General features: G+C 72.5%; 11 protein-coding genes and 1 pseudogene. 5 read left to right on the top strand and 7 right to left on the bottom strand.

The features are described 5' to 3' along the window. Nucleotides 1-2: 2 nt before the first annotated feature. Together HHX41_RS06820 and HHX41_RS06815 are read right to left on the bottom strand one after the other, a co-directional pair. Entirely contained in the window at nucleotides 3-2,462 is a 2,460-nt protein-coding gene (locus tag HHX41_RS06820) for an FtsX-like permease family protein (protein ID WP_182905219.1), read from the bottom strand. Further along, nucleotides 2,456-3,184: an ABC transporter ATP-binding protein gene (locus HHX41_RS06815; protein WP_182905218.1), complete on the bottom strand. Its 729-nt coding sequence runs from the start codon at nucleotides 3,182-3,184 to the stop codon at nucleotides 2,456-2,458. Before HHX41_RS06815 ends, HHX41_RS06820 begins: the two co-directional genes overlap by 7 nt. 136 nt (nucleotides 3,185-3,320) lie before the next feature. On the opposite strand from HHX41_RS06815, the gene HHX41_RS06810 reads away from it, so the two are divergent. Next, nucleotides 3,321-6,059 carry a helix-turn-helix transcriptional regulator gene (locus HHX41_RS06810; RefSeq protein ID WP_182905217.1) on the top strand — a complete coding sequence of 913 codons (2,739 nt, stop codon included), beginning with the start codon at nucleotides 3,321-3,323 and terminating at the stop codon, nucleotides 6,057-6,059. Nucleotides 6,060-6,169: 110 nt separating this feature from the next. Further along, a complete protein-coding gene (locus HHX41_RS06805; protein ID WP_182905216.1) occupies nucleotides 6,170-7,990 on the top strand; it encodes a prolyl oligopeptidase family serine peptidase in 1,821 nt (606 codons plus the stop codon). 19 nt (nucleotides 7,991-8,009) lie between these two features. Here HHX41_RS06805 and HHX41_RS06800 read toward each other — a convergent pair whose 3' ends face one another. From HHX41_RS06800 to HHX41_RS06785, 4 genes are all read right to left on the bottom strand, one after another. Beyond that, nucleotides 8,010-10,040, bottom strand: coding sequence for an FG-GAP-like repeat-containing protein (locus HHX41_RS06800; RefSeq protein WP_182905215.1), 2,031 nt, complete (start codon nucleotides 10,038-10,040; stop codon nucleotides 8,010-8,012). Then, on the bottom strand, nucleotides 10,037-11,419 hold the full coding sequence (locus HHX41_RS41610) for a GDSL-type esterase/lipase family protein (RefSeq protein ID WP_182905214.1): 1,383 nt from the start codon (nucleotides 11,417-11,419) through the stop codon (nucleotides 10,037-10,039). Before HHX41_RS41610 ends, HHX41_RS06800 begins: the two co-directional genes overlap by 4 nt. A 185-nt stretch (nucleotides 11,420-11,604) precedes the next feature. Beyond that, the gene (locus HHX41_RS06790) at nucleotides 11,605-12,480 is read right to left on the bottom strand and encodes a helix-turn-helix transcriptional regulator (RefSeq protein ID WP_182905213.1); all 876 of its coding nucleotides are present in this window, start codon (nucleotides 12,478-12,480) and stop codon (nucleotides 11,605-11,607) included. Nucleotides 12,481-12,701: 221 nt separating this feature from the next. Beyond that, the gene (locus tag HHX41_RS06785; protein WP_182905212.1) at nucleotides 12,702-13,109 is read right to left on the bottom strand and encodes a hypothetical protein; all 408 of its coding nucleotides are present in this window, start codon (nucleotides 13,107-13,109) and stop codon (nucleotides 12,702-12,704) included. A gap of 540 nt (nucleotides 13,110-13,649) precedes the next feature. Here HHX41_RS06785 and HHX41_RS06780 point away from each other — a divergent pair. Further along, nucleotides 13,650-14,331, top strand: a pseudogene (locus HHX41_RS06780) (hypothetical protein); the annotation flags it as partial. 19 nt (nucleotides 14,332-14,350) lie between these two features. On the opposite strand, the gene HHX41_RS06775 reads toward HHX41_RS06780, so the two are convergent. Continuing rightward, complete coding sequence (locus HHX41_RS06775) at nucleotides 14,351-15,775, bottom strand: PP2C family protein-serine/threonine phosphatase (RefSeq protein WP_259400658.1); 1,425 nt, start codon at nucleotides 15,773-15,775, stop codon at nucleotides 14,351-14,353. A gap of 268 nt (nucleotides 15,776-16,043) precedes the next feature. On the opposite strand from HHX41_RS06775, the gene HHX41_RS06770 reads away from it, so the two are divergent. Together HHX41_RS06770 and HHX41_RS06765 are read left to right on the top strand one after the other, a co-directional pair. Next, the gene (locus tag HHX41_RS06770) at nucleotides 16,044-20,255 is read left to right on the top strand and encodes a HAMP domain-containing protein (RefSeq protein ID WP_182905210.1); all 4,212 of its coding nucleotides are present in this window, start codon (nucleotides 16,044-16,046) and stop codon (nucleotides 20,253-20,255) included. A 3-nt stretch (nucleotides 20,256-20,258) separates the two neighbouring features. After that, complete coding sequence (locus HHX41_RS06765; RefSeq protein WP_182905209.1) at nucleotides 20,259-20,885, top strand: two-component system response regulator; 627 nt, start codon at nucleotides 20,259-20,261, stop codon at nucleotides 20,883-20,885. The last annotated feature ends 77 nt before the right edge of the window (nucleotides 20,886-20,962 follow it).

Below are 20,962 nucleotides of genomic sequence, written 5' to 3'. Positions count from 1 at the left end.
GGTCACGACCGCGGGACGGCCACACCCCTGGTGCGGATCGCGGGGGTGACCGCGGCGACCGCCCCGAGTAGGAAGCAGATCGCGATCACCGCGACGACCGGCTTCCAGGGCACAGCGAAGGCGAACGGACCGGCCAGGCGCAGCAGGGCCGCCTCCAGCCCCAGCAGGCCGAGTGCCGTGGCCGCGAACCCCAGCACCACGCCGACGGCCATCACCGCCAGCGCCTCCGCCACGACGTACCGCAGCACCTGCGCCCGCGTCGCGCCCAGCAGCCGCAGGCCGCCGCGCTCCGCCGCCCGGTCGGAGGCCGCCATCAGCAGCGTGTTGACCAGCGCGATCACGGTGTAGCAGAGCATGATCCCGAGCACGGCCAGCAGGCCGAGCCGGCTGGCCGAGGCCCGCCGGTCGCCGGACTCCCGCGCCCACTCGGCCCTGCTCACCGCGCGGGCGTTGTGGCCGCGTACGGCATCCTCCAGCGCGGCCCGTACGGCCGGGGCCGAGGCTCCGGGACGTGGCGTCACGTACGCGACGGAGGGCAGCGCGGAGAAGGCGTGGGCGGGCGTGACGTAGGCGTCGGCGGGCGAGTCGTCCCCGAGCACACCGGCCACCGTCAGCATGACCGGGCTGCCGTCGGCGCGCCACATGCGCACCCGTTGCCCCAGGCTCAGCTCCCAGGTCCGGGAGACGACGATCGTGTCGTCGCGGAGTCCGGCCGCCGATCCGGCGACCAGCGAGACCGACAACGCCGTGGAGAGCGTGGCGGGTTCGACGGCCTGAGCGGGCCTGCGGATGAGCTGGGTGTCGCCTTCGAGTGTGTACACGCTGGTCTCGGTCTCGGTGGCGACGATCACACCGGGAACGGCCCGCAGCCGCTGGACGAGCTGCCGGTCCAGTCCGGAGTCCCCCTCGGGGAGCACCAGGTAGTCGGCGCGTACCGGCCGGGTCTGCAGGGCGGCCTTGGCGGCGTCGGTCATCGCGGCCCCGCCCAGCAGCGAGGCCGCCAGCGCCACGGTGACCAGGACGGGCGCGGCCGTGGCGGCGGTGCGCCCGGGCGAGGCCGCCGTCCCTCCCGCGACCACGACGCCACCGGCGCCGCGCAGCCGCTCAAGCGGCGCCACGAGCAGGCGGGTGACGGGCCGCGCGAAGACCGGCGCGAGCAGGCCCAGCGCGGCGATGAGCAGCATGACGATCGGCATGAAGGTCTTGTTGTTCGTGGCCGACGCCGGGTCGCCGATCGCGTTCACCGCCATGCCGACCAGTGCCGTGCCCAGCAGGCCCAGCCCGGCGATCCACCTGCCCCAGGTCATCGCACGGGGTTCGACCGCCGCCTCGCGCAGCGCCTCGGCGGGCCGCACCCGCCCGGCCCGCCGCGCGGCCGCGGCCACCCCGGTCAGGGCGACCAGCACTCCGGTGCCGAAGGCCACCCAGGCCGGTACGGACGACTCGGACGGCACCAGCCATTCCGGCGCCATCCCGAGCGCGGTCAGCCGGTCGAGGATCGGCCCGGTGGCCTGCGGGCCGAGGAACGCGCCCACCGCGGAGGCGGCCACCGCGACGAGGGCGGCCTCGCCGTACATCATCCGTCTGACCTGGCGCGCGGTCGCGCCGATGGTCCGCAGCAGGGCGAACTCGCGCCGCCGCTGCCCCACCGCGAACGCGAACGTGGACGAGACCACGAAGATCGCGATGAAGGCGGCGAACCCGGCGGCGATGCCGGCGATCGTGTTGGCGTTGTTGCGCGCCCGCTCGTCGGCCTCACGGAACGGATCGGCCAGCGCCCGATCCTGCCCGCTCAGCACCCGCGCCGCCCCCGCGACCGCCTTCGTCACCTCGGCGGCGGGCCGCCACAGCGCGAGCGCGTCCACGCGCGGCGACAGCCGGGCGGCGTGCGCGTCGGCGAAGAACACCGTGGGTTGCGGCCCCGCCTCCGTGACGCCCACGACCCGGTACGTCTCGATCCCGGTCGCGGTGACCACGGGCACCCGCGTCCCGACCAGCGCCCGCGCCGCGGCGGACCCCCGCCGCCCGGGCCGCGTCCCCGCGCTGATCGCGATCTCGCCGTCCCCCGACGGTGCGCGGCCCGCGACGAGCGGCTGCGGGGCCGTACGGGCGGCCGACCAGGGCCTGCCCACCGCCGGCGGCCCGTCCGAGAGCCGCGCCGGGAAGACCCGGTCCACCACCGCGCCGGGGAAACGGGCGACGATGTCGTCCGCGAGGCCGCGCGGCTCGGCCAGGGGCGCGCTGCTGCCGCCCCGCCAGGTGTCCACGGTGAGGCGGTCGTCGGGCACGACCACGACGGGTGCGGCGGCGTACCGCTGCGGCCCCCGCGGCGGTGAGGTGATCCCGGAGGCCAGCACCTGACCGAGCGCGGCGATCAGCGCGGCGCCCAGCGCCAGCGCGGCGAACGTGCCCGCGAAGGAGACCCAGCGCGTACGCAGCGTGGACCAGGCGATCCTCAGCACGACGCCTCCAGCTGCAGCATCCGGGTGGCGACCAGCTCGGCGGTGGGCTCGTGCAGCTCGCCGTACACACGGCCGTCGGCCAGGAACACGACCCGGTCGGCGTACGAGGCCGCCACGGCGTCGTGGGTGACCATGACGATGGTCTGGGCCTGCCGGTCCACCAGCGTGCGCAGCAGGCGCAGCACGTCGCGGCTGGTGTTGGCGTCGAGGGCCCCGGTCGGCTCGTCGGCGAAGAGCACGGCGGGGCGGGTGACCAGCGCCCGCGCGATGGCCACCCGCTGCTGCTGCCCGCCCGACAGCTCGGCGGGCCGGTGCCCGGCGCGCTCGGCCAGGCCCACGGCGGTCAGGCTCTGCCCCACCAGCTCCCGGTCGAGGCGCCGCCCGGCCAGCCGCAGCGGCAGGCCCACGTTCTGCTCCGCGGTGAGCGAGGGCAGCAGGTTGAACGACTGGAACACGAAGCCGATCCGGTCTCTGCGCAGCAGCGTCAGCTTCCGGTCGCCGAGTGCGGCCAGGTCGCGGCCGTCCACGACCACCCGGCCCGCGTTGGGCCGGTCCAGCCCGGCCGCGCACTGCAGCAGCGTCGACTTGCCCGACCCCGAGGGCCCCATCACGGCCGTGAACGTGCCGGTGCCGAACCCGATCGTGACGTCGTCCAGCGCCGTGACGCCGTGTGCGTAGTGTTTGGTGACCCCGATGAGATCGACCGCTTGGGTGTTGTCCACCCTGAGAACGCTAGGAACGCCGATGTCCGGGGGGTATCGGACACATGACCGGTGCCGTCACCGGAAGGGCCACCGGCCGCACCGGCCCTCGGGCCGTCGGGCCGGGCGTGATGATCAGGGCCACTAGGATTCCGGCGTGCTGTGGGGGCGTGCGACCGATCAAGCGGTGATCGACGGTCTGCTCGACCGGGCGCGTGCCGGACGGTCCGGCGTGCTCGTGGTCCGGGGCGAGCCGGGCATCGGCAAGACGTCGCTGCTGGCGTACGCCGCCGACCGGGCCCGGGACACGCGCGACATGCGCGTGCTGCGCGGCGTCGGCGTCGAGACCGAGGCGGAGATCCCGTTCGCCTCGCTCCACCTGCTGCTCTGGCACGGGCTCGACCGGCTCGACGCGCTGCCCGCACCGCAGGCCGCCGCCCTGCGCGGCGCCTTCGGCCTGGCCCCGGTGACCAACCGGCTCCTGGCGGGCCTGGCCGTGCTGTCGCTGCTGGCGGAGCTGGCCGAGGGCGGGCCGCTGCTGTGCCTGGTGGACGACGCGCAGTGGCTCGACCAGGAGTCGGCGCAGGCGCTGCGGTTCGCGGCCCACCGGCTGCACGCCGAGGGCATCGTCATGATCTTCGCCGCGCGTGACGGCTTCGACCCCTCCGGCCTGCCCGAGCACCGGTTGCCGGGCATCGACGCCGGCAGCGCCGCCGCGCTGCTCGACCACGCGGCCCCCGGCCTCGCTCCCGGCACCCGCGACCGCCTCATCGAGGAGAGCTGCGGCAATCCGCTCGCCCTGCTCGAACTCCCGCGTACGGCCCCGCCCGCCTACGACCGGAGCCCGCTGCCGCTGCCCGACCGCATCCAGCAGGCGTACGCGATCCGCATCGCCGGACTGCCCCCGGACGCCCAGCGGGCGCTGCTGCTCACCGCGCTGACCGACGGCGGCGACCTGGACGTGATCGTACGGGCGGGGCGTGAGCTGGGGATCGCGCCCGCCGCCCTGGGCGTGGCCGAGAAGTCCGGCCTGATCAGGATCGACGGCGGGCGGGTGGCCTTCACCCACCCGCTCATGCGCGCGGCGGCCTTCCGGCACGGCACCTACGACCTGCGGCTGGAGGTCCACGCGGTCCTGGCGCGGCTGCTTGAGCACCAGCCGGACCGGCGGGCCTGGCACCTGGCCGCCGCCGCCACCGGCCCCGACGAGACGGCGGCACTGGCGCTGGAGCAGGCCGCGCGGCGCGCCCGGGACCGCGACGGCAACGCGGCTGCCTGCGCCGCACTCGAACGGGCCGCCGAGCTCACCGAGGACCGCGCGCTCAAGGCGGGGCGGCTGACCGCGGCCGCCGTCGCCGCCGCCGACGCGGGCCAGGCCGACCGGGCCAAGCACCTGGTCGAGCGCGCCGCCGAGCTGGTCACCGGCCCCCGTTCCCGCGCCCGGCTCTGTGAGCTGCGCGCCCGGATCGCGTTCGACGAAGGCGCCCCCTACCTGGCCCACGACCTGCTCATGCAGGGCGCGGAGGAGCTGGCCGCGCTCGCCGGGACGGACGAGGAGGGCCCCGGCGGGCAGACGCGTCAGGACCGGATCGCGGCCGGGCTCATGCTGACCGACGCCGCGCGCAACGCCTGGCAGCTCAGCGATCCGGACAGGGTCGCCGAGGCGGCCGCACGCCTGCACGGGCTCGGCCTGCGCCCGGAGGACGGCCTCGACCCCGCCGTCCAGGCCGTGACCGGCGCGGCCGTGCTGCTGCGGCAGGGGCCGGCGCAGGGGGTGCCCATCATGCGCGACATGGTCGCCAGCGGCGGCCGGATCACCTCCGGGGCGCACACCTTCCGGATCAACGCGGCCTTCGTGGCTCCGCTCGTCGGCGACTTCCGGACCGGGCACGACATCTCGGCCGCGATGGCGGAGGAGTGCCGGGCCGCCGGAGACGTCGGCAAGCTCCCGCTGGTCCACGTCACGCTCGCCGCCGCCGAGCTGTACCTGGGCAGGTTCAGGGACGCCGAGGCCACCGCGGCCGAGGGCCTGCGGCTCATCTCCGACACCGGGCAGCGCAACCGGGCGGGCTACCTGGAGGGCACGCTGGCGTGGCTCGCGGCCGTACGGGGTGAGGCGGACCGATGCGCCGAGCTCGCCGCCCGCTGCCGCGACCGCTTCGACGCCAACCACATCGTCAACGGCCTCGCCTGGGCCGAGTGGGCGCCGGCCCTGCTCGACCTCGGCCGGGGCCGGTTCGCCGAGGCGCTGGACCGGCTCGACGCCGCCATGACCGGCCCGGTGCGCCATCAGATCCAGGCCGTCTACTTCGCTCCCGACCAGATCGAGGCGGCCGTACGGCTCGGGCTGCCCGCGCACGAGCCCCTGTGCCGGTTCGAGGAGTGGGCGACGGCCTCGGGGCAGGACTGGGCGCTGGCCGTCCTGCACCGTTGCCGCGCCCTGGTCGAGCCCGACGGGGAGCGGGCGCACGAGCACTTCCGCACCGCCGTACGGCTGCACGCCGGCAGCGGCCGCCCCTGGGAGGCGGCCCGCACCAGGCTCGCCTTCGGGGAGCGCCTGCGCAGGGAGCGCGACAAGGGCAGTGCCCGGCCGCATCTGCGGGCCGCGTGGGAGACCTTCGAGCGGCTGGGCGCCCGTCCGTGGGCCGAACGCGCGAGCACCGAACTGCGCGCCACCGGAGACACCGGCTCCCCGGCCGCGCGCGGGGAGGCGCTGTCCGCCCTGTCGCCGCAGGAGCTGCAGATCGTACGGCTGGCCGCCAAGGGCCTGACCAACCGGGAGATCGGCGCGCGGCTGTTCCTCAGCCCGAAGACCGTCAGCTATCACCTCTACCGGGCGTTTCCGAAGCTGAACGTGGCCAGCCGCGCCCAGCTCGCCGGTCTGGACCTGTCCTGACCCGCCCGCCCGCGCCAACTTGTGTCCCGACATCACCTATTTGTCGGTCATTTGCATCTCTCGCGGGACATACTGAACCCGACCCCGTAGGAGCGCAGGGGAGGGCCGGCATGAAGGCCGAGGAACGCTGGCAGGCCAGGTTCCGGGCACCGCGGGTGACCCTGCCCACGTGGGCGCGTCAGGCGCCGCACCGCGCCGTCTACCGCGGCAACGCCTCCGGCGCGTGGGAGATCTACGCCTGGGACCGGTCGAGCGGGCAGATCCGCCAGGTCACCGACCGCGCCCGCGGCACCCGGTACGGCGCGATCGACCCCGCCGGCCGGTGGATCTGGTGGTTCGGCGACACGGACGGCGACACAGGCCGCGACGGCCACACGGACGGCGACGGGCGGGGCGACGGATACGGCGTGTGGTCGCGTCAGCCGTTCCACGGCGGCCCGGACGAGCCCCTGGCCATACCGCCCGGCCACCCGTGCGGGCTCGCGCTCGCCTCGGACGGCGCCGCGGCCGTCGGCCGTTCCTCCCGGGACGGCTTCGAGATCCTGCTGGCCCGGCCCGGGAGCGAGCCGGTCACGTTGTATCGCCACGACGAGTACGCCGCGGTCGCGGACATGTCCCTCGACGGCTCGCTCATCGCCGTCAACCACAGCGAGCACGGCGACGCCCTGCACCCGGCCGTACGGGTCATCAGGGCGAACGGCTCGACGGTCGCCGAGCTGAACGACGGACCGGGCAGAGGCGTGACCGGCTGCAGGTTCGCCCCCGTCCCCGGCGACCGGCGCCTGCTCGTCCTGCACGAGCGCCGGGGCCGCCGCGAACCGCTCGTGTGGGACCCGGTGACCGGCGAGCAGCGGGAGATCTGGCTGCGGGTGCGCGGCGAGATCTCCGCGGACTGGTACGACGACGGCCGGGCCCTGCTCATCATCCACAACCAGCGGGGACGCACGGAACTGCTGCGCTACGACCTCGCCGGCGGCGGCCTCACCCCGATCCAGAGCCCGCACGGGGTGATCGAGGCGGCGGCGCCGCGCCCCGACGGCACCGTCGAGTACGCCTGGTCGAGCGCCGCCCACCCGCCGGTCGTCAGGTCGAGCAACGGCCACGTGGTCTTCAGCCCCGGGCGCACGCCGCCGCCGTCCGTGCCGCTGGAGGACATCGACGTGGAGGGCCCGGGCGGGCGCATCCACGCCCTCGTCTCCCGGCCCGAGCGGGTGGCCGCGCCGTACCCGACGGTGTTCCTGCTGCGCAGCACGCTGCCGGGGTTCGGCGGCGGCACGGGCGGCCAGGACGACGACTCGTTCCAGCCGCAGGTCGCGGCGTGGGTCGACAGCGGTTTCGCCGTGATCCGGGTGAACCACCGGGGGTCGGCCGGCTACGGCTCCGCCTGGCGCGACGCGCTGCGCGGCGACATCGGCCACATCGAGCTGGCCGACGTGGCGGCGGTGCGCGACTGGGCGGTGGAGCGCCGCATCGCCGACCCGGACCGCCTCGTGCTCGCCGGCACGGCGTGGGGCGGCTACCTGACCCTGCTGGCGCTCGGCACCCAGCCGAAGTCGTGGACGGCGGGGATCGCCGCTGCCCCCATCGCCGACCACGCGGCGGCGTACGAGGACGAGGCCGAATGCATGCGCGCGGTGCACCGGGCGCTGCTGGGCGGTTCCCCGGACGAGGTGCCCGAACGGTACGCCGCGTCCTCCCCGATCACGTACGCCGACATGGTGACCGCGCCGCTGCTGATCCTCACGGGGGTGAACGACCGGCGCTGCCCGGCCCGGCAGGTCGAGCGCTATGTGCGGGCCCTGGCCGGCCACGGCAGGGAGGCGGCCGTGTACCGGTACGACGCCGATCCGGGCACGCCGGCCGTCGAGGAGCGGGTGCACAGAATGGCCGCGTCCATCGCCTTCGCCGCCCGCGCCCTGGGTCGTGCCTAGGATCTGTCGTACCTGGGGTCTAGTTGCCTGCCCCGCCGTTCCTGCCGTTCCCGGTGGCGATGGTGCCCAGGCCGATCCAGTGGTCACCGACCGTCACGGCGCCGTTATTGAGCCACCCTCGGATGTCGCCGTTGTTCGGATCCACGGCCAGGTAGTCGGCTCGCCGGTCGGTGTTCAGGTCGGCCAAGTACGCGCGGCGACCGGAGGTGGCGACCCCCGTGTTCGTCCCGGACGCGACGACCCCGCCGTCGAGCCAGTGGTCGCCGGTGGTGTGGGCGCCGCGGTTGAGCCAGGCGTGGGCCGCACCGGTGGCGGGGTCGACGGCGAGGTAGTCATCCTTGCCGTCGCCGTCGAGGTCGGCGAAGGCGACCTGCGGGCCACCGGTGCGGACCCCGGTGCCGGTGCCGGAGGCGATCACACCCTGGTCGACCCAGCGGTCGCCGGCCCGGTCGGCGCCGACGTTGAGCCACAGGTGAGCCGAGCCGGAGCTCTGGTCGACCGCCAGGTAGTCGTCGCGGCCGTCGCCGTCCATGTCCGCGAAGTAGACCTGGACGCCGTTGCCGACGCCGGTTCCGGTCCCGGAGGCGATGATCCCGCGGTCGATCCAGTGGTCCCCGGTGGTGTCCGCGCCGTTGTTGATCCAGCCCTGGGCTAGGCCGGTGCCGGGGTCGACCGCGATGTAGTCGTCCCTGCCGTCGCCGTCGAGGTCGGCCCACCGCACCACGCGGCCGCCGGGCGCTACTCCGGTACCGATGCCCGAGGCGATGATCCCCCGGCTTGCCCAGTGATTGCCGCCCTGATCGGCGCCGTCGTTGAGCCAGGCCGCCACGGTGCCGCTCCCGTCCACGGCGAGGTAGTCGTCCCGGCCGTCGCCGTTGAGGTCGGCGAACGCGGCGGTGGCGAACCCCAGCTTCACCGACGGCGGCACGGTGCCGATCAGGCCGACGCCGGTGTTCGTGCCGGAAGCGATCACCCCGCGGTAGAGCCAGTGGTCGCCCGAGACGTGGGCCCCGACGTTGAGCCAGCCGTGCGTCGCGCCGTTGGTCTCGTCGAGGGCGAGGTAGTCGGCGAGGTGGTCGCCGTTGAGGTCACCGAACCGGACGCTCCGGCCGGTCCGGCTCACCCCGGTGTTCGTGCCCGAGGCGACGATGCCCTGGTCGATCCACTGGTCGCCGCCCCGCTCGGCGCCGTTGTTGAGCCAGGCGTGCGTCGAGCCGGTGGCGGGGTCGACGGCCAGGTACTCCACCCGCCTGTCCCCGTTGAGGTCGGCGAACTGCACCTCACGGGCGCCCTTTCCCACGCCGGTTCCGGTACCGGAGGCGATCACGCCCCGGTCGATCCACCGGTCGCCGCCGTTCTCCGCGCCGTTGTTGAGCCAGCCGTGCACGTTGCCGGTCGCCGGATCGACGGCCAGGTAGTCGTCCCGGCCGTCGCCGTCGATATCGGCGAACTGGACCTCACGGGCGCCCTTCCCCACGCCGGTTCCGGTGCCGGAGGCGATCACGCCCCGGTCGATCCAGTGGTCACCGGACTGGTGGGCGCCGTTGTTGAGCCAGCCGTGCACGTTGCCCGTCGCCGGGTCGACGGCCAGGTAGTCGTCCTTGCCGTCGCCGTTGAGATCCGCGAGCTCGACGACCCGGCCGTCCAGGGCGACCCCTGTGCCGGTGCCCGACGCCGTGATCCCGCAGCCGATCCAGTGGTCGCCGTCACGGTCGGCGCCGACGTTCAACCAGGTACGCATCGACCCGGTGGCGGGGTCGACGGCCACGTAGTCGTCCTTGCCGTCACCGTTGAGATCCGCGAAACCTGCTCGCCGGGGTCCGCCCCCACCGGCGTCGCCGGGGGTGCACGTGGCCGTCTCGGGCATGGCGATGTCGTCGTCGAGCCAGCCCCGGTAAAAGGCGCTGAGGATGCCGAGGCTGAACGTCCTCGCCATCTTGGCGTACCCGGCGTCGTTGGGATGAACGTCGTCCGCGATGTCGGCGGTGGTGACCATCGCCATGCTGAGGTAGATGAGGTGCCGGCCGTTGTCGATCCGGCGCTGGATCATGCCGCCGAGTTCTGGTTGAACTGCCGGATCCGGGCGTCGATCGCGGCGGTGCGCGAGGGCACCAGCGACGAGACGACCACGGTCACCCCCGGGTCCCCGGCGAAGATCTGGTCGATCACCCCGCCGAGGCGCTCCACCGCGCCGGAGGTCTGGTAGTCCTGGATCATGTCGTTGGTGCCGAGGTGCAGCGTGACGAGCTCGGGGCGGTAGGTGCTCAGCCAGTCCGGCAGGCGCGCGGCGATCTCGTCGATCCGCCAGCCGGAGTGACCCTCGTGCTGGACGTCCGCGGTGGACACGCCGTTCGCCTGGGAGCCCACGAAGTCGAACGTCACGCCGGCCGCCCGCAACCGATCCTGGAGCGGTACGCGGTAACCGTTCATCGCCGTGCTGCCGACCCCCGCGGTGATCGAATCACCCAAGGCCATCACCCGCAGCGACGCTCCGGACGGCTGGAGCCCGCGCATGTGCCGTTCGAGCGTCCTCTTGATGATGCCGATCGTGCCCTCGTTGATCACTTCCTTGAGCTTGTCCACGATCGAGGTGCCGATCTGGGGCGCCCAGCTCTTCACGGTCGCATGGAGGGAGCTGGCCAGTTGGCGGCCGGCACTGGTGAGAAAGGTGACCGCTAAGCCGAGGGTCCCAACGGCGATGGCGGCCGCGAGCGCGGCGCCCAACGCGTTGCCCCAGACGGTCCCGTCGATGGGGACGTCGTCCAGACGGGCGCTGAGGAGCTCCCCGAAGGCCGCGCCGAAACCGGCGCCGAGGGCGGCGCACAACGGCGCGGTGACGGGCGCCTCCGGGGCGGAAAAAATCAGGCAGAGCGCGCTGACGCTGACGGCGACGGCGAGATTGACCATGCCGACCAGGAACTTCCTCCAGACACCGTCCCAGACCCCGGAGACGGCGATGTCGCCCGCGGGCACCACGATCACGATGCTCGAACCGACGACCTGGATGCTCCCGTTGTAGTCGACGCCGTTGTCCGGGGCCTGATAGAGGCCCGGACCGTTCACCCGGCTCTGCTTGACCAGCGACTGGCCCAGCGAGAGCCCGCCCGTCTGGTCCGCGCGGACGGCGGCGACCTGTTGGTTGATCAGCGTCTGCCACTGCTCCGGTCGCTCGCTGGTGTCGAAGTCGAGCGCCGCGACGAGGTCGTTGTCGTTGCCGGCCAGCGACCGGAGGCTTCCCGCCTCGCTCGCGCAGCCGACCCGCAGCGTCAAGCCCCCGTCCCCGGCGGGCGAGCCGGCGAACGGCGAGGTGATCCGGGCGCACTGCCCGGCAGCGGCGGCGGCGGCGACGGTCGGCCGGGCCGGACCGGCGACGGCCACGGCGAGGCAGAGCAGTAGGGCGACGAGGTGACCAGTTCTCCACCGCTGCACGGTCGTGGTCCTTCCAGGTGGACGGAGGCCTTTCCAAGGCACTGCGGATGGCTCAGGAAGCGGACGGCGGTCCTTCAACGTGCAGCCCGTCGAGCCCGGCAGGCAGGTCGCGACGCGAGCAGTACCCCGCAGGCGGACAAGGGGGTGGGCAACCGCGACGGGAGTGGTGGTTCAGCTCCGGCTGCTCACGGCTCGCCGGTGTTCTCGGTGGTCACGACCCGTGCCGCAGGTTCCGCGCCCCAGGCGGCGAGCAGCGGCAGGGTGCGCGCTGTCCGGGAGTGCGGCTCGACGGTGTAGAGAACGATGTGCTGATCGGTTACCTGCGGCGCGACCAGCAACTCGACATCGAACGTGAGATCACCCCCGACCGGGTGCCGGATGCGGCGTGGGGCCGAGGAGTACTCGCCGACGGGATGGTCGTCCCACCAGCGCGCGACGTTCGGATCGGCTCGGCGGAGCTCGGCGATGTCGTGCCGCAGGCGGCGGTCCTGCGGGTGCCGTGCGGCCTCGCGACGCAGACCGGCGACGGCCGCGTGGGCAGCGGCAGCCCAGTCGACGATGCGTTCGCGTGCGTCCGGGTCGAGCAGCAGGTATCGGGTGTAGGACGTCCCCGGCTCCATGGGGTGCCCGTAGACGGCGCAGAACAAGGCGTTCCGCGCCAGCACGATCCCGCGTCGTCCGATCACGAGGGCGGGCAGGTGGTCGAGCATGCTGATCACCCGGAGCAAGCCAGGATCCGGCCGTTGCGCGCGATAGGCGGTCGACCGCCCGCGGGGTGACCCGGGCGCGGCGAGGTCGTACAGGTGGGCGCGCTCGACCTCGTCCAGGCGTAGTGCCCCGGCCAACGCGTCGAGCACCTCGCGGGAGATGTTGGCCTGGCGGCCCTGCTCCAGTCGGCTGTAGTAGTCGGCACTGATCCCGGCGAGCATGGCCAGTTCCCCCCGGCGCAGGCCCGGCACCCGGCGCTCGCCGGGCAGCGGGCTGATGCCGGCCTGCCCAGGGGTGAGCCGGTCCCGTCGCGAGCGCAGGAAGGCCGCCAACTGAGTTCGATCACGGACCACGTATGCGACGGTATACGGCAAACACCCGAATCCGGGTGGTCCTGTCATGCCCAGGCAGGCATGGTCCCTGACCGGCAACGACGAACGCCTCGACCCCGGAACCGACGCCCTCCGGGACGTCCTGTCAATCGCCGTTCCAGGCTGCGGGCCGCCCTCGTCGAACGTGCCGGCAGGTCGAGCTGGTGTCCGGGGATCTCCGACGCGCACGTCGCTCAGCTACGTCACGTTTCACCGGCCGAGTCCGGAAGCCCCAGGAGCCCGGCCGGCCGATCGTGCGGAGGGTCAAGCCCCTGAACCTTGCTGGCATCGGCCCGCACCGGCAGCACCGCCAGCGCCTCCTCCACCCGCCCCTGCTCGGCCAACAGCCCACCAACCGAGAGGCGGCTAGCCTGTCGCCGATGTCGGCGGCATCGCTGAGGAGGGGGTTCGGCGTAGCGGTAGAGCAGCCGGTCCATGGCGGCGTTTCCAGCGCGCCGCTGGTCGTCCGGGTAAGTGAGGTGGTCGCAGAGGGCCTGCCAGCAGGTGGCCGGCACCTTGACCATGCGGCGCCGGGCCCCAGCGTGCTGCTGAAGGTAGTCGGCGACCTGGTAGCCGGCGGCCTGGCCCATCTCCATCGCGGCCGTGGCCACAGGGGCGAGCGCGGCGGTGGCGCCGTGCAGGATTTCGGTGGCGTAGGCCAGGGCGGCGTCGAACCAGTTCGCGGGGGTGGCGGCCCATTGGCCGAGGGGTGCAGTAACCGGGGGCGGCCGCCCGCAGCAGCTCGGCGCTGAGCGGGGAGCGCACGCCCAGGCGGGTGGCGTCGATAGCGGCGTTCAGCACCGCGGCGGCGTACGGCCCGGCCTCCTGCCAGCGGGCGACCAGGTGCGGCGCGGCGGCGATCACCTGCGTCAGCCCGTAGCCGGCCGACTGCAACGCCAGGGCGATACGGGCGTCCCCCCGCCCGCGCGGCCGCCCGTGCGCGTTCCCGCTCGGCGGGGGTGAATGCGGCGTCCAGGTGCACCACGTCGGCCAGGCCCAGCAATTTCCGCTCGGTGGCGTACGGATCGGCCTGACCGGGCTGGGGCAGGGCGGTGAAGGCGTGGTAGCGGTCGGGCCAGATGGTGGCCACCAGCACCGCCCCGGCCTGCAGCAACGCCCGTACGGTGCCGGCGTTCAGCCCGGTGGGGCCGCCCAGGTGGTTCTGCAGCTGGCCGACCGTCCACAACCGCTTCCGGCAGTGGAGAGACGCCGGCGTCTTCGAGGCCTTGCTGGAAGGGGCGATCGCGGAAGCCGCCACCCGCGGGGAGGTGGACTTGTCCCTGGTAAGCGTGGACTCCACCACCGCCCGGGCTCATCACGACGCCGCCGGGATGCACCTGGGTGGAGACCTTGTCGCCGTCCTGGAGAAGGCCGTCGAAGAGCACAAGGGGGCGAGTCGGAAGGACATCAGGAGCACAACGCCGCAAACGACGCCGGGGCAGAAGAACGGCGACGCGTCCGGTAACGGCGCAAGCTCCGTTTGAAAGCTGCCCTGCTCGGACGCTCCAGGGGCGGGCAGACCAGCAAGGTCCACCTTGCCGCCGACCGCAAGTGCCGCCCGTTGGCAGGAAACGGCGTATCAAGGCGGTCATCCCAGAAAAGAGGGACCAGGCCGCGAACCGGAAGAAGAAGGGCAGCAAGGGCGGCCGGCCCGTCAGCCACGACGCCGACCTGTACAAGGAGAGGAACACCGTCGAGCGCCTGATCGACAAGCTGAAGGCCTGGCGAGGCATCGCCACCCGCTACGACAAGACCCCTGCGAGTTACCTCGCCGGCCTCCACCTCCGCGCCGCGATGATCTGGATCAAAGACCTCGCCCGCGCCACCCCTTGATCACAACCAAATACGCGCCCTAGGGTGCGCGCAGGACGAGGATGGCCAGGTCGTCGGCGCTCGGCACGGGCGCGAAGTCCTGTACGGCGCGGCGGATGCGCTCGGCCACCGCGCGGGCGGACAGGTCCACGCACTCGGCCAGGAGCTTGGCCAGGCCGCCGTCGTCGTCGAGCAGCCGGTTGCCCGACCGCCGCTCGGTGACCCCGTCGGTCACGCCCAGCAGCACGTCGCCCGGAGTGAGCCGCAGGCTGTCCTCCTGGAACTTCACCTCGGGGAACACCCCGAGCAGCGACTGCGGCGAGGCGACGACCTCGACGTCGCCGTTCGGCCGCAGCCGCAGGGCCTCCGGATGCCCGGCGGAGACGAGACGGATGTCGAGGCCCTCCGGCATGACCGTGATCTGGCCGTGCAGCAGGGTCAGGAAGCGGGCGCGCTCCCCCTCCTCCAGGATGGCCTGGTTGAGCCGGCCCACGACGGCGGCCACGCCGTACCCCTCGCGGGCGAGCAGCCGGAGCGTGTGACGGGCCAGCCCGGTGACCGCGGCGGCCTCCGGCCCGGTGCCGCAGACGTCGCCGATCGCGAAGCGCCAGACTCCTTCCGCGATCGGGAACAGGTCGTAGAAGTCGCCGCCGACCTCGTTGTTCTCCCCCGCCGGCTCGTAGATCACGTGGAAGTCGAGCCCCGGGGTGGTGGGCTCGTCGGGCGGCAGGAGGCTGCGCTGGAGCGCCCGGTTGGCCGCCGCCTGCTGGGCGTACAGGCGCGCGTTGTCGAGCGCCAGCGCCGCGCGGCGGCTGAGGTCCTCGGCGATCTGCATGGCCTCGTCGGGGAAGCGGTCGCGCCGGCCCAGGCACATCACACCGAGCCGCCGCCCCCGCGCGGTCAGCGGGTACGCCAGCGCCTGCCATTCGCTCATCGGCAGCACAGCGGGGTCGTCGTCCGCGGGCAGCGAGATCTCCTCCAGTTCGTCGCGCATGGCGTCGATCTGGGTCTCGTCCGCGTGCCAGAGATAGGCGGGCCGCAGTTCCCCCGACCCGTCCTGCGCGGTGTAGACGGCGCACCAGCTCGCCAGGCGCGGCACCACGATCTGCGCGACGATCGCCGGGACCATCTCCGGGTTGAGCGTGCCCGCGAGCAGGTCGCTCGCGTCCGCGAGGAAGCCCAGCCAGCCCGGGCCGTGCGCGGCCTCGAGCAGCCACTCGTCGCTCTGCACCGGCTCCCCGCCCGGCAGCTCCAGACGGGCCCAGCGGGTGCGCAGCGACGAGGTGAACGTGACACCCCAGGTGACGACGTCGGCCGGCGGCCCGAAATCCTGGCCGTCCGCCTTCTCCCTGACCTCCACCTGGATGGACTCGCCGTGGTGGAGCCACACGACCTCGAAGGGCGCGCCCGCCGCCTCCACGACGAGTTCCCCCACCAGGCGCTCGGCCTCGGGGTACACCGACATGGCGGCCCACGCTGTCATCACTTCGCGCGTGAACCGCTTCGCTTCGGGTACGGCCGTCTGGCCCGGCGTGAAGGACGCCGCCAGAACGGCTCGAGGGGTAGTTGTCACCACCATTGTGCTTACCACACTTCCGGCTGACCTCGGGTCAAGCAAGGGGGCCCCGCATCCCGCCGAACGTGACAGACTGGCATGGAGTCCGCGGCTGGACAGGCCGTATGAGGCCATATGCCTTGGTCGCGTCAGCCCCGATCGGGGTAAAGGAGGCTAAATGTCGCCCGCCAACGCCGAGCTGGCCGGGACCGAACGGGTCTACCGCGAATCCGACCTCGTCCCCTTCCTGGAGACGCTCATCACATGGCGGGACGGCGACTTCCGTCGACGCGTGTCCCACGCCCCGCCGGGAATCCTCAGTGAGATCCGGCTGCTGCTGAACGAGGTGGCGGACCGGCGCGAGCACCTGGCCAACGAGCTGGCCCGGGTGCGCCGTGAGATCGTCAAGGAGGGCCGTTTCACCGAACGGCTGAGCCCGGGGCCGGGCGTCGGCGCGTGGGCGGAGAGCGTGGGCTCGGTCAACGACCTCATCGACGCCATCGTGACGCCGGTCAGCGGCGCCGCGGACGTCATCGACGCCGTCGCCAAGGGCGACCTGTCCCGCCGGATCGACGTGAACCGCGCGGCGCGGGGCGAGGTGCGGCGGCTGGGCAAGGCCATCAACGGCATGGTCGACCAGCTCTCGCTGTTCACCTCCGAGGTGACTCACGTGGCCCGCGAGGTCGGCACCGAGGGCCGTCTGGGCGGCCGGGCCAACCTGCGCGGCATGTCGGGCAGCTGGCGCGATCTCACCGAGGCCGTCAACACGATGTCCGACCGCGTCTCCGCGCAGGTCCGCGACATCGCCGAGGTGACGACCGCGGTCGCCCTCGGCGACCTGAGCCGCAAGGTCACCGTCGACGCCGTCGGCGAGATGCTGGAGCTGAAGCACACCGTCAACACGATGGTCGACCAGCTCTCGGCGTTCGCCGAGGAGGTCACCCGGGTGGCCCGCGAGGTGGGCACCGAGGGCAAGCTGGGCGGCCAGGCGCAGGTGCGCGGCGTGTCGGGCGTCTGGAAGGACCTCACCGACAACGTCAACTTCATGGCCAACAACCTCACCTCGCAGGTGCGGCAGATCGCCGTCGTCTCCACCGCCGTGGCGAAGGGCGACCTGTCCAGGAAGATCACGGTGGACGCCCAGGGCGAGATCCTGGAGCTCAAGGAGACCCTCAACACGATGGTCGACCAGCTCTCGGCGTTCGCCGACGAGGTCACCCGCGTGGCCCGCGAGGTCGGCACCGAGGGCAAGCTGGGCGGCCGCGCCGAGGTGAAGGGCGTGTCGGGCGTCTGGAAGGACCTCACCGACAACGTCAACTCGATGGCGAACAACCTGACCTACCAGGTGCGCAACATCGCCCAGGTCACCACCGCCGTCGCCAACGGCGACTTCACCCGCAAGATCGACGTCGACGCCCAGGGCGAGATGCTCGAGCTCAAGAGCACCATGAACACCATGGTCGACCAGCTGTCGTCCTTCGCCTCCGAGGTGACCCGCGTCGCCCGCGAGGTCGGCACCGAAGGACGCCTGGGCGGCCAGGCGCAGGTGCGCGGCGTGTCGGGCATCTGGAAGGACCTCACCGACAACGTCAACTTCATGGCCAACAACCTGACGTCGCAGATTCGTCAGATCGCCGTCGTCTCCACCGCCGTGGCGCAGGGCAACCTGTCCAAGAAGATCACCGTGGACGCCCAGGGCGAGATCCTGGAGCTCAAGGACACGATGAACACGATGGTGGACCAGCTGTCCGCCTTCGCCGACGAGGTGACCCGCGTCGCCCGCGAGGTCGGCACCGAGGGACGCCTGGGCGGCCAGGCGCGCGTCCCCGGCGTGTCGGGCGTCTGGAAGGACCTCACCGACAACGTCAACTCGATGGCGAACAACTTCACCTACCAGGTGCGCAACATCGCCCAGGTCACCACCGCCGTCGCCAACGGCGACCTGACCCGCAAGATCGACGTCGACGCCCAGGGCGAGATCCTCGAGCTCAAGAGCACCATGAACACCATGGTCGACCAGCTGTCGTCCTTCGCCTCCGAGGTGACCCGCGTCGCCCGCGAGGTCGGCTCGGAGGGCCAGCTCGGCGGCCAGGCCCGGGTCGAAGGTGTCGAGGGCACCTGGAAGCGGCTCACCGAGAGCGTTAACGAGCTGGCCGGCAACCTGACCACCCAGGTCCGCGCGATCGCCGAGGTGACCAGCGCGGTCGCCAGGGGCGACCTCACCCGGTCGATCACCGTGGAGGCGCCGGGCGAGCTGGCCCAGCTCAAGGACAACATCAACACGATGGTCGCCACCCTGCGCGAGACGACCAAGACCAACCAGGAGCAGGACTGGCTCAAGTCCAACCTGGCCAGGATCTCCCGCCTGATGCAGGGCCACCGCGACCTGATGGAGGTCGCCCGGCTGATCATGAGCGAGCTCACCCCGCTCGTCTCGGCCAGCCACGGCGCCTGTTACCTGTACGACGACGGCCGGCTCAACCTCATCGCCGGGTACGGCATCCAGCCCGGTTCGGCTCCCAAGCCGAGCTTCGAACTGGGCGAGGGCATCATCGGTCAAGCCGCGCTGGAGGCCGACCAGATCATCCTGGAGAACGTGCCGGTCGACTCGATCACGGTCGAGACCGGGCTCAGCCGGTCGAACCCGGCCCAGATCGTCGTGCTGCCGATCCTCTTCGAGAACAAGGTGCTCGGCGTCCTCGAGATGGCCTCGTTCCGGCAGTTCAGCGAGGTCCACCTGGCGTTCCTCACCCAGCTCGTCGAGACCATCGGCGTCACGATCAATACGATCATGGCCAACTCCCGGACCGAGGACCTGCTCACCGAGTCACAGCGGCTCGCGATCGAGCTGCAGGAGCGCTCCGACGAGCTCCAGCGCCAGCAGGAGGAGCTGCGCCGGTCCAACGCCGAGCTGGAGGACAAGGCGGCGCTGCTGGCCAAGCAGAACCGCGCCATCGAAATCCAGAACTTCCAGATCGAGCAGGCCCGGCGGACGCTGGAGGAACGGGCCGAGCAGCTCGCGGTCTCCTCGCGCTACAAGTCCGAGTTCCTCGCGAACATGTCCCACGAGCTGCGCACCCCGCTCAACAGCCTGCTCGTGCTCGCCAAGCTGCTGACGGAGAACACCGAGGGCAACCTCACGCCGCAGCAGGTCGAGTTCGCCCGGACGATCCACGACGCCGGTTCGGCACTGCTGCAGTTGATCAACGACATCCTCGACCTGTCCAAGGTCGAGGCGGGCCGGATGGACATCCATCCGCAGGGGATGTCGCTGTCCGCGCTGGTCGACTACATGGAGGCGACCTTCGCCCCGCTCGCGCAGGACAAGGGCCTGTCGTTCGCGGTCCAGGTCGACCCCTCCGTGCCGCACGAGCTGCGCAGCGACGAGCAGCGGCTGCAGCAGGTGCTGCGCAACCTGCTGTCCAACGCGGTGAAGTTCACCCACGAGGGCGAGGTCAGGCTGGAGGTGACCCGCGCACCCGTCGACGTCCCCTACGTGGACGAGAAGCTGCAGGGCTCGCCGGAGGACATGCTGGCCTTCAGGGTCGTGGACACCGGCATCGGCATCGCGCCGGACAAGCTGGAAGTGATCTTCGAGCAGTTCCGCCAGGCCGACGGCACGACCAGCCGCAAGTACGGCGGCACCGGCCTCGGCCTGTCGATCTGCCGGGAGATCGCCCGCCTGCTCGGCGGCGAGATCCACGTCCAGAGCGTCCCCGGAGAGGGCAGCACGTTCACGCTGTACCTGCCCCCGAACTACTCGGGGCCGCTCGCCGCACCCGACGGCGGAGCGATCGCCACGCCCACCGAACCGGAGGGACGCGAGGACGAGGTGCCCGACCTGCACATCAAGGACATCCTCCCGGAGATCCCGCTCCCGACCGACCTGCCGGTCCCGCAGTACACGCCGCTGGTGGACGGCCATGACTGGCAGGGGGACGACCCGCTGACCGGGGCCAAGATCCTCATCGTGGACGACGACATCCGCAACGTCTTCGCGCTGACCAGCGTGCTGGAGCGGCACGGCTCGACCGTCGTGTACGCCGAGAACGGCCGCGAGGGCATCGAGCAGCTCGAACGCAACGAGGACGTGGCGCTCGTGCTGATGGACATCATGATGCCCGAGATGGACGGCTGGGCCACGACCTCGGCGATCCGCACGATGCCGCAGTTCGCCGACCTGCCGATCATCGCGCTGACGGCGAAGGTCATGCGGGGCGACCGCGAGAAGAGCATCGCGTCCGGCGCGTCCGACTACGTGCCCAAGCCCGTCGACGTCGACCGGCTGCTCGAGCGGCTGCGCGGATGGCTCATGCGCGGCCGCGGCGGGGGCACAGAACGAACGAGGGGCGTGCCGGCCCCGGAGTCCCGAGACGCCCAGGAGACGTGATCGATGGCTGACCGCGCCAGGGTCCTGCTGGTCGACGACCGCGAGGAGAACCTGATCGCTCTGGAGGCGATCCTCAGCTCGCTGGACGTCGTGCCCATACGGGCCCGGTCCGGGGAGGAGGCGCTGAAAGCCCTCCTGTCGACCGACTTCGCCCTCATCCTGCTCGACGTACGCATGCCGGGCATGGACGGCTTCGAGACCGCCGCGCACATCAAGCGGAGAGAGCGCACCAGGAACATCCCGATCATCTTCCTGACCGTGGTCGACAGCGCCCCCGACTACGCCTTCCGTGGGTACGCCGCCGGGGCGGTCGACTACCTCACCAAGCCGTTCGACCCCTGGGTGCTGCGCGCCAAGGTCGCCGTGTTCGTGGAGCTCTACACGATGAACCGGCGGCTCTCCGAGCAGGCGGCACTGCTGCGCGAACGCCTGTCGAACGAGTTGCCGGACGGCGGCGACCACGCCTCCGTACTGGCCGAGCTGGCCGGCCGCGTCACCGCCGTCGAGGACGAGCTGCGGCGGGTGCGCGAACTGGCGGACAAGTCCGCCGACGCGCCCCTCAACGGCGCGGTCGCCGAACTGACCGAACGCGTCGCCCAGCTCCGGGCCGGCTTCGACGCCCTCGGCTGAGCCACACGTGCCGTGACCTGACGTACGGGCGCGGGGTGCGCCGCGCCATGGGCCGCCCTGGCAAGGACAGCCGCCGG

The sequence above is a fragment of the Microbispora sp. H13382 genome (genome assembly GCF_014161445.1).
In the GTDB taxonomy this organism is placed as follows: Bacteria; Actinomycetota; Actinomycetes; order Streptosporangiales; family Streptosporangiaceae; genus Microbispora.
This window is presented reverse-complemented; position numbering and strand designations above follow the sequence as displayed.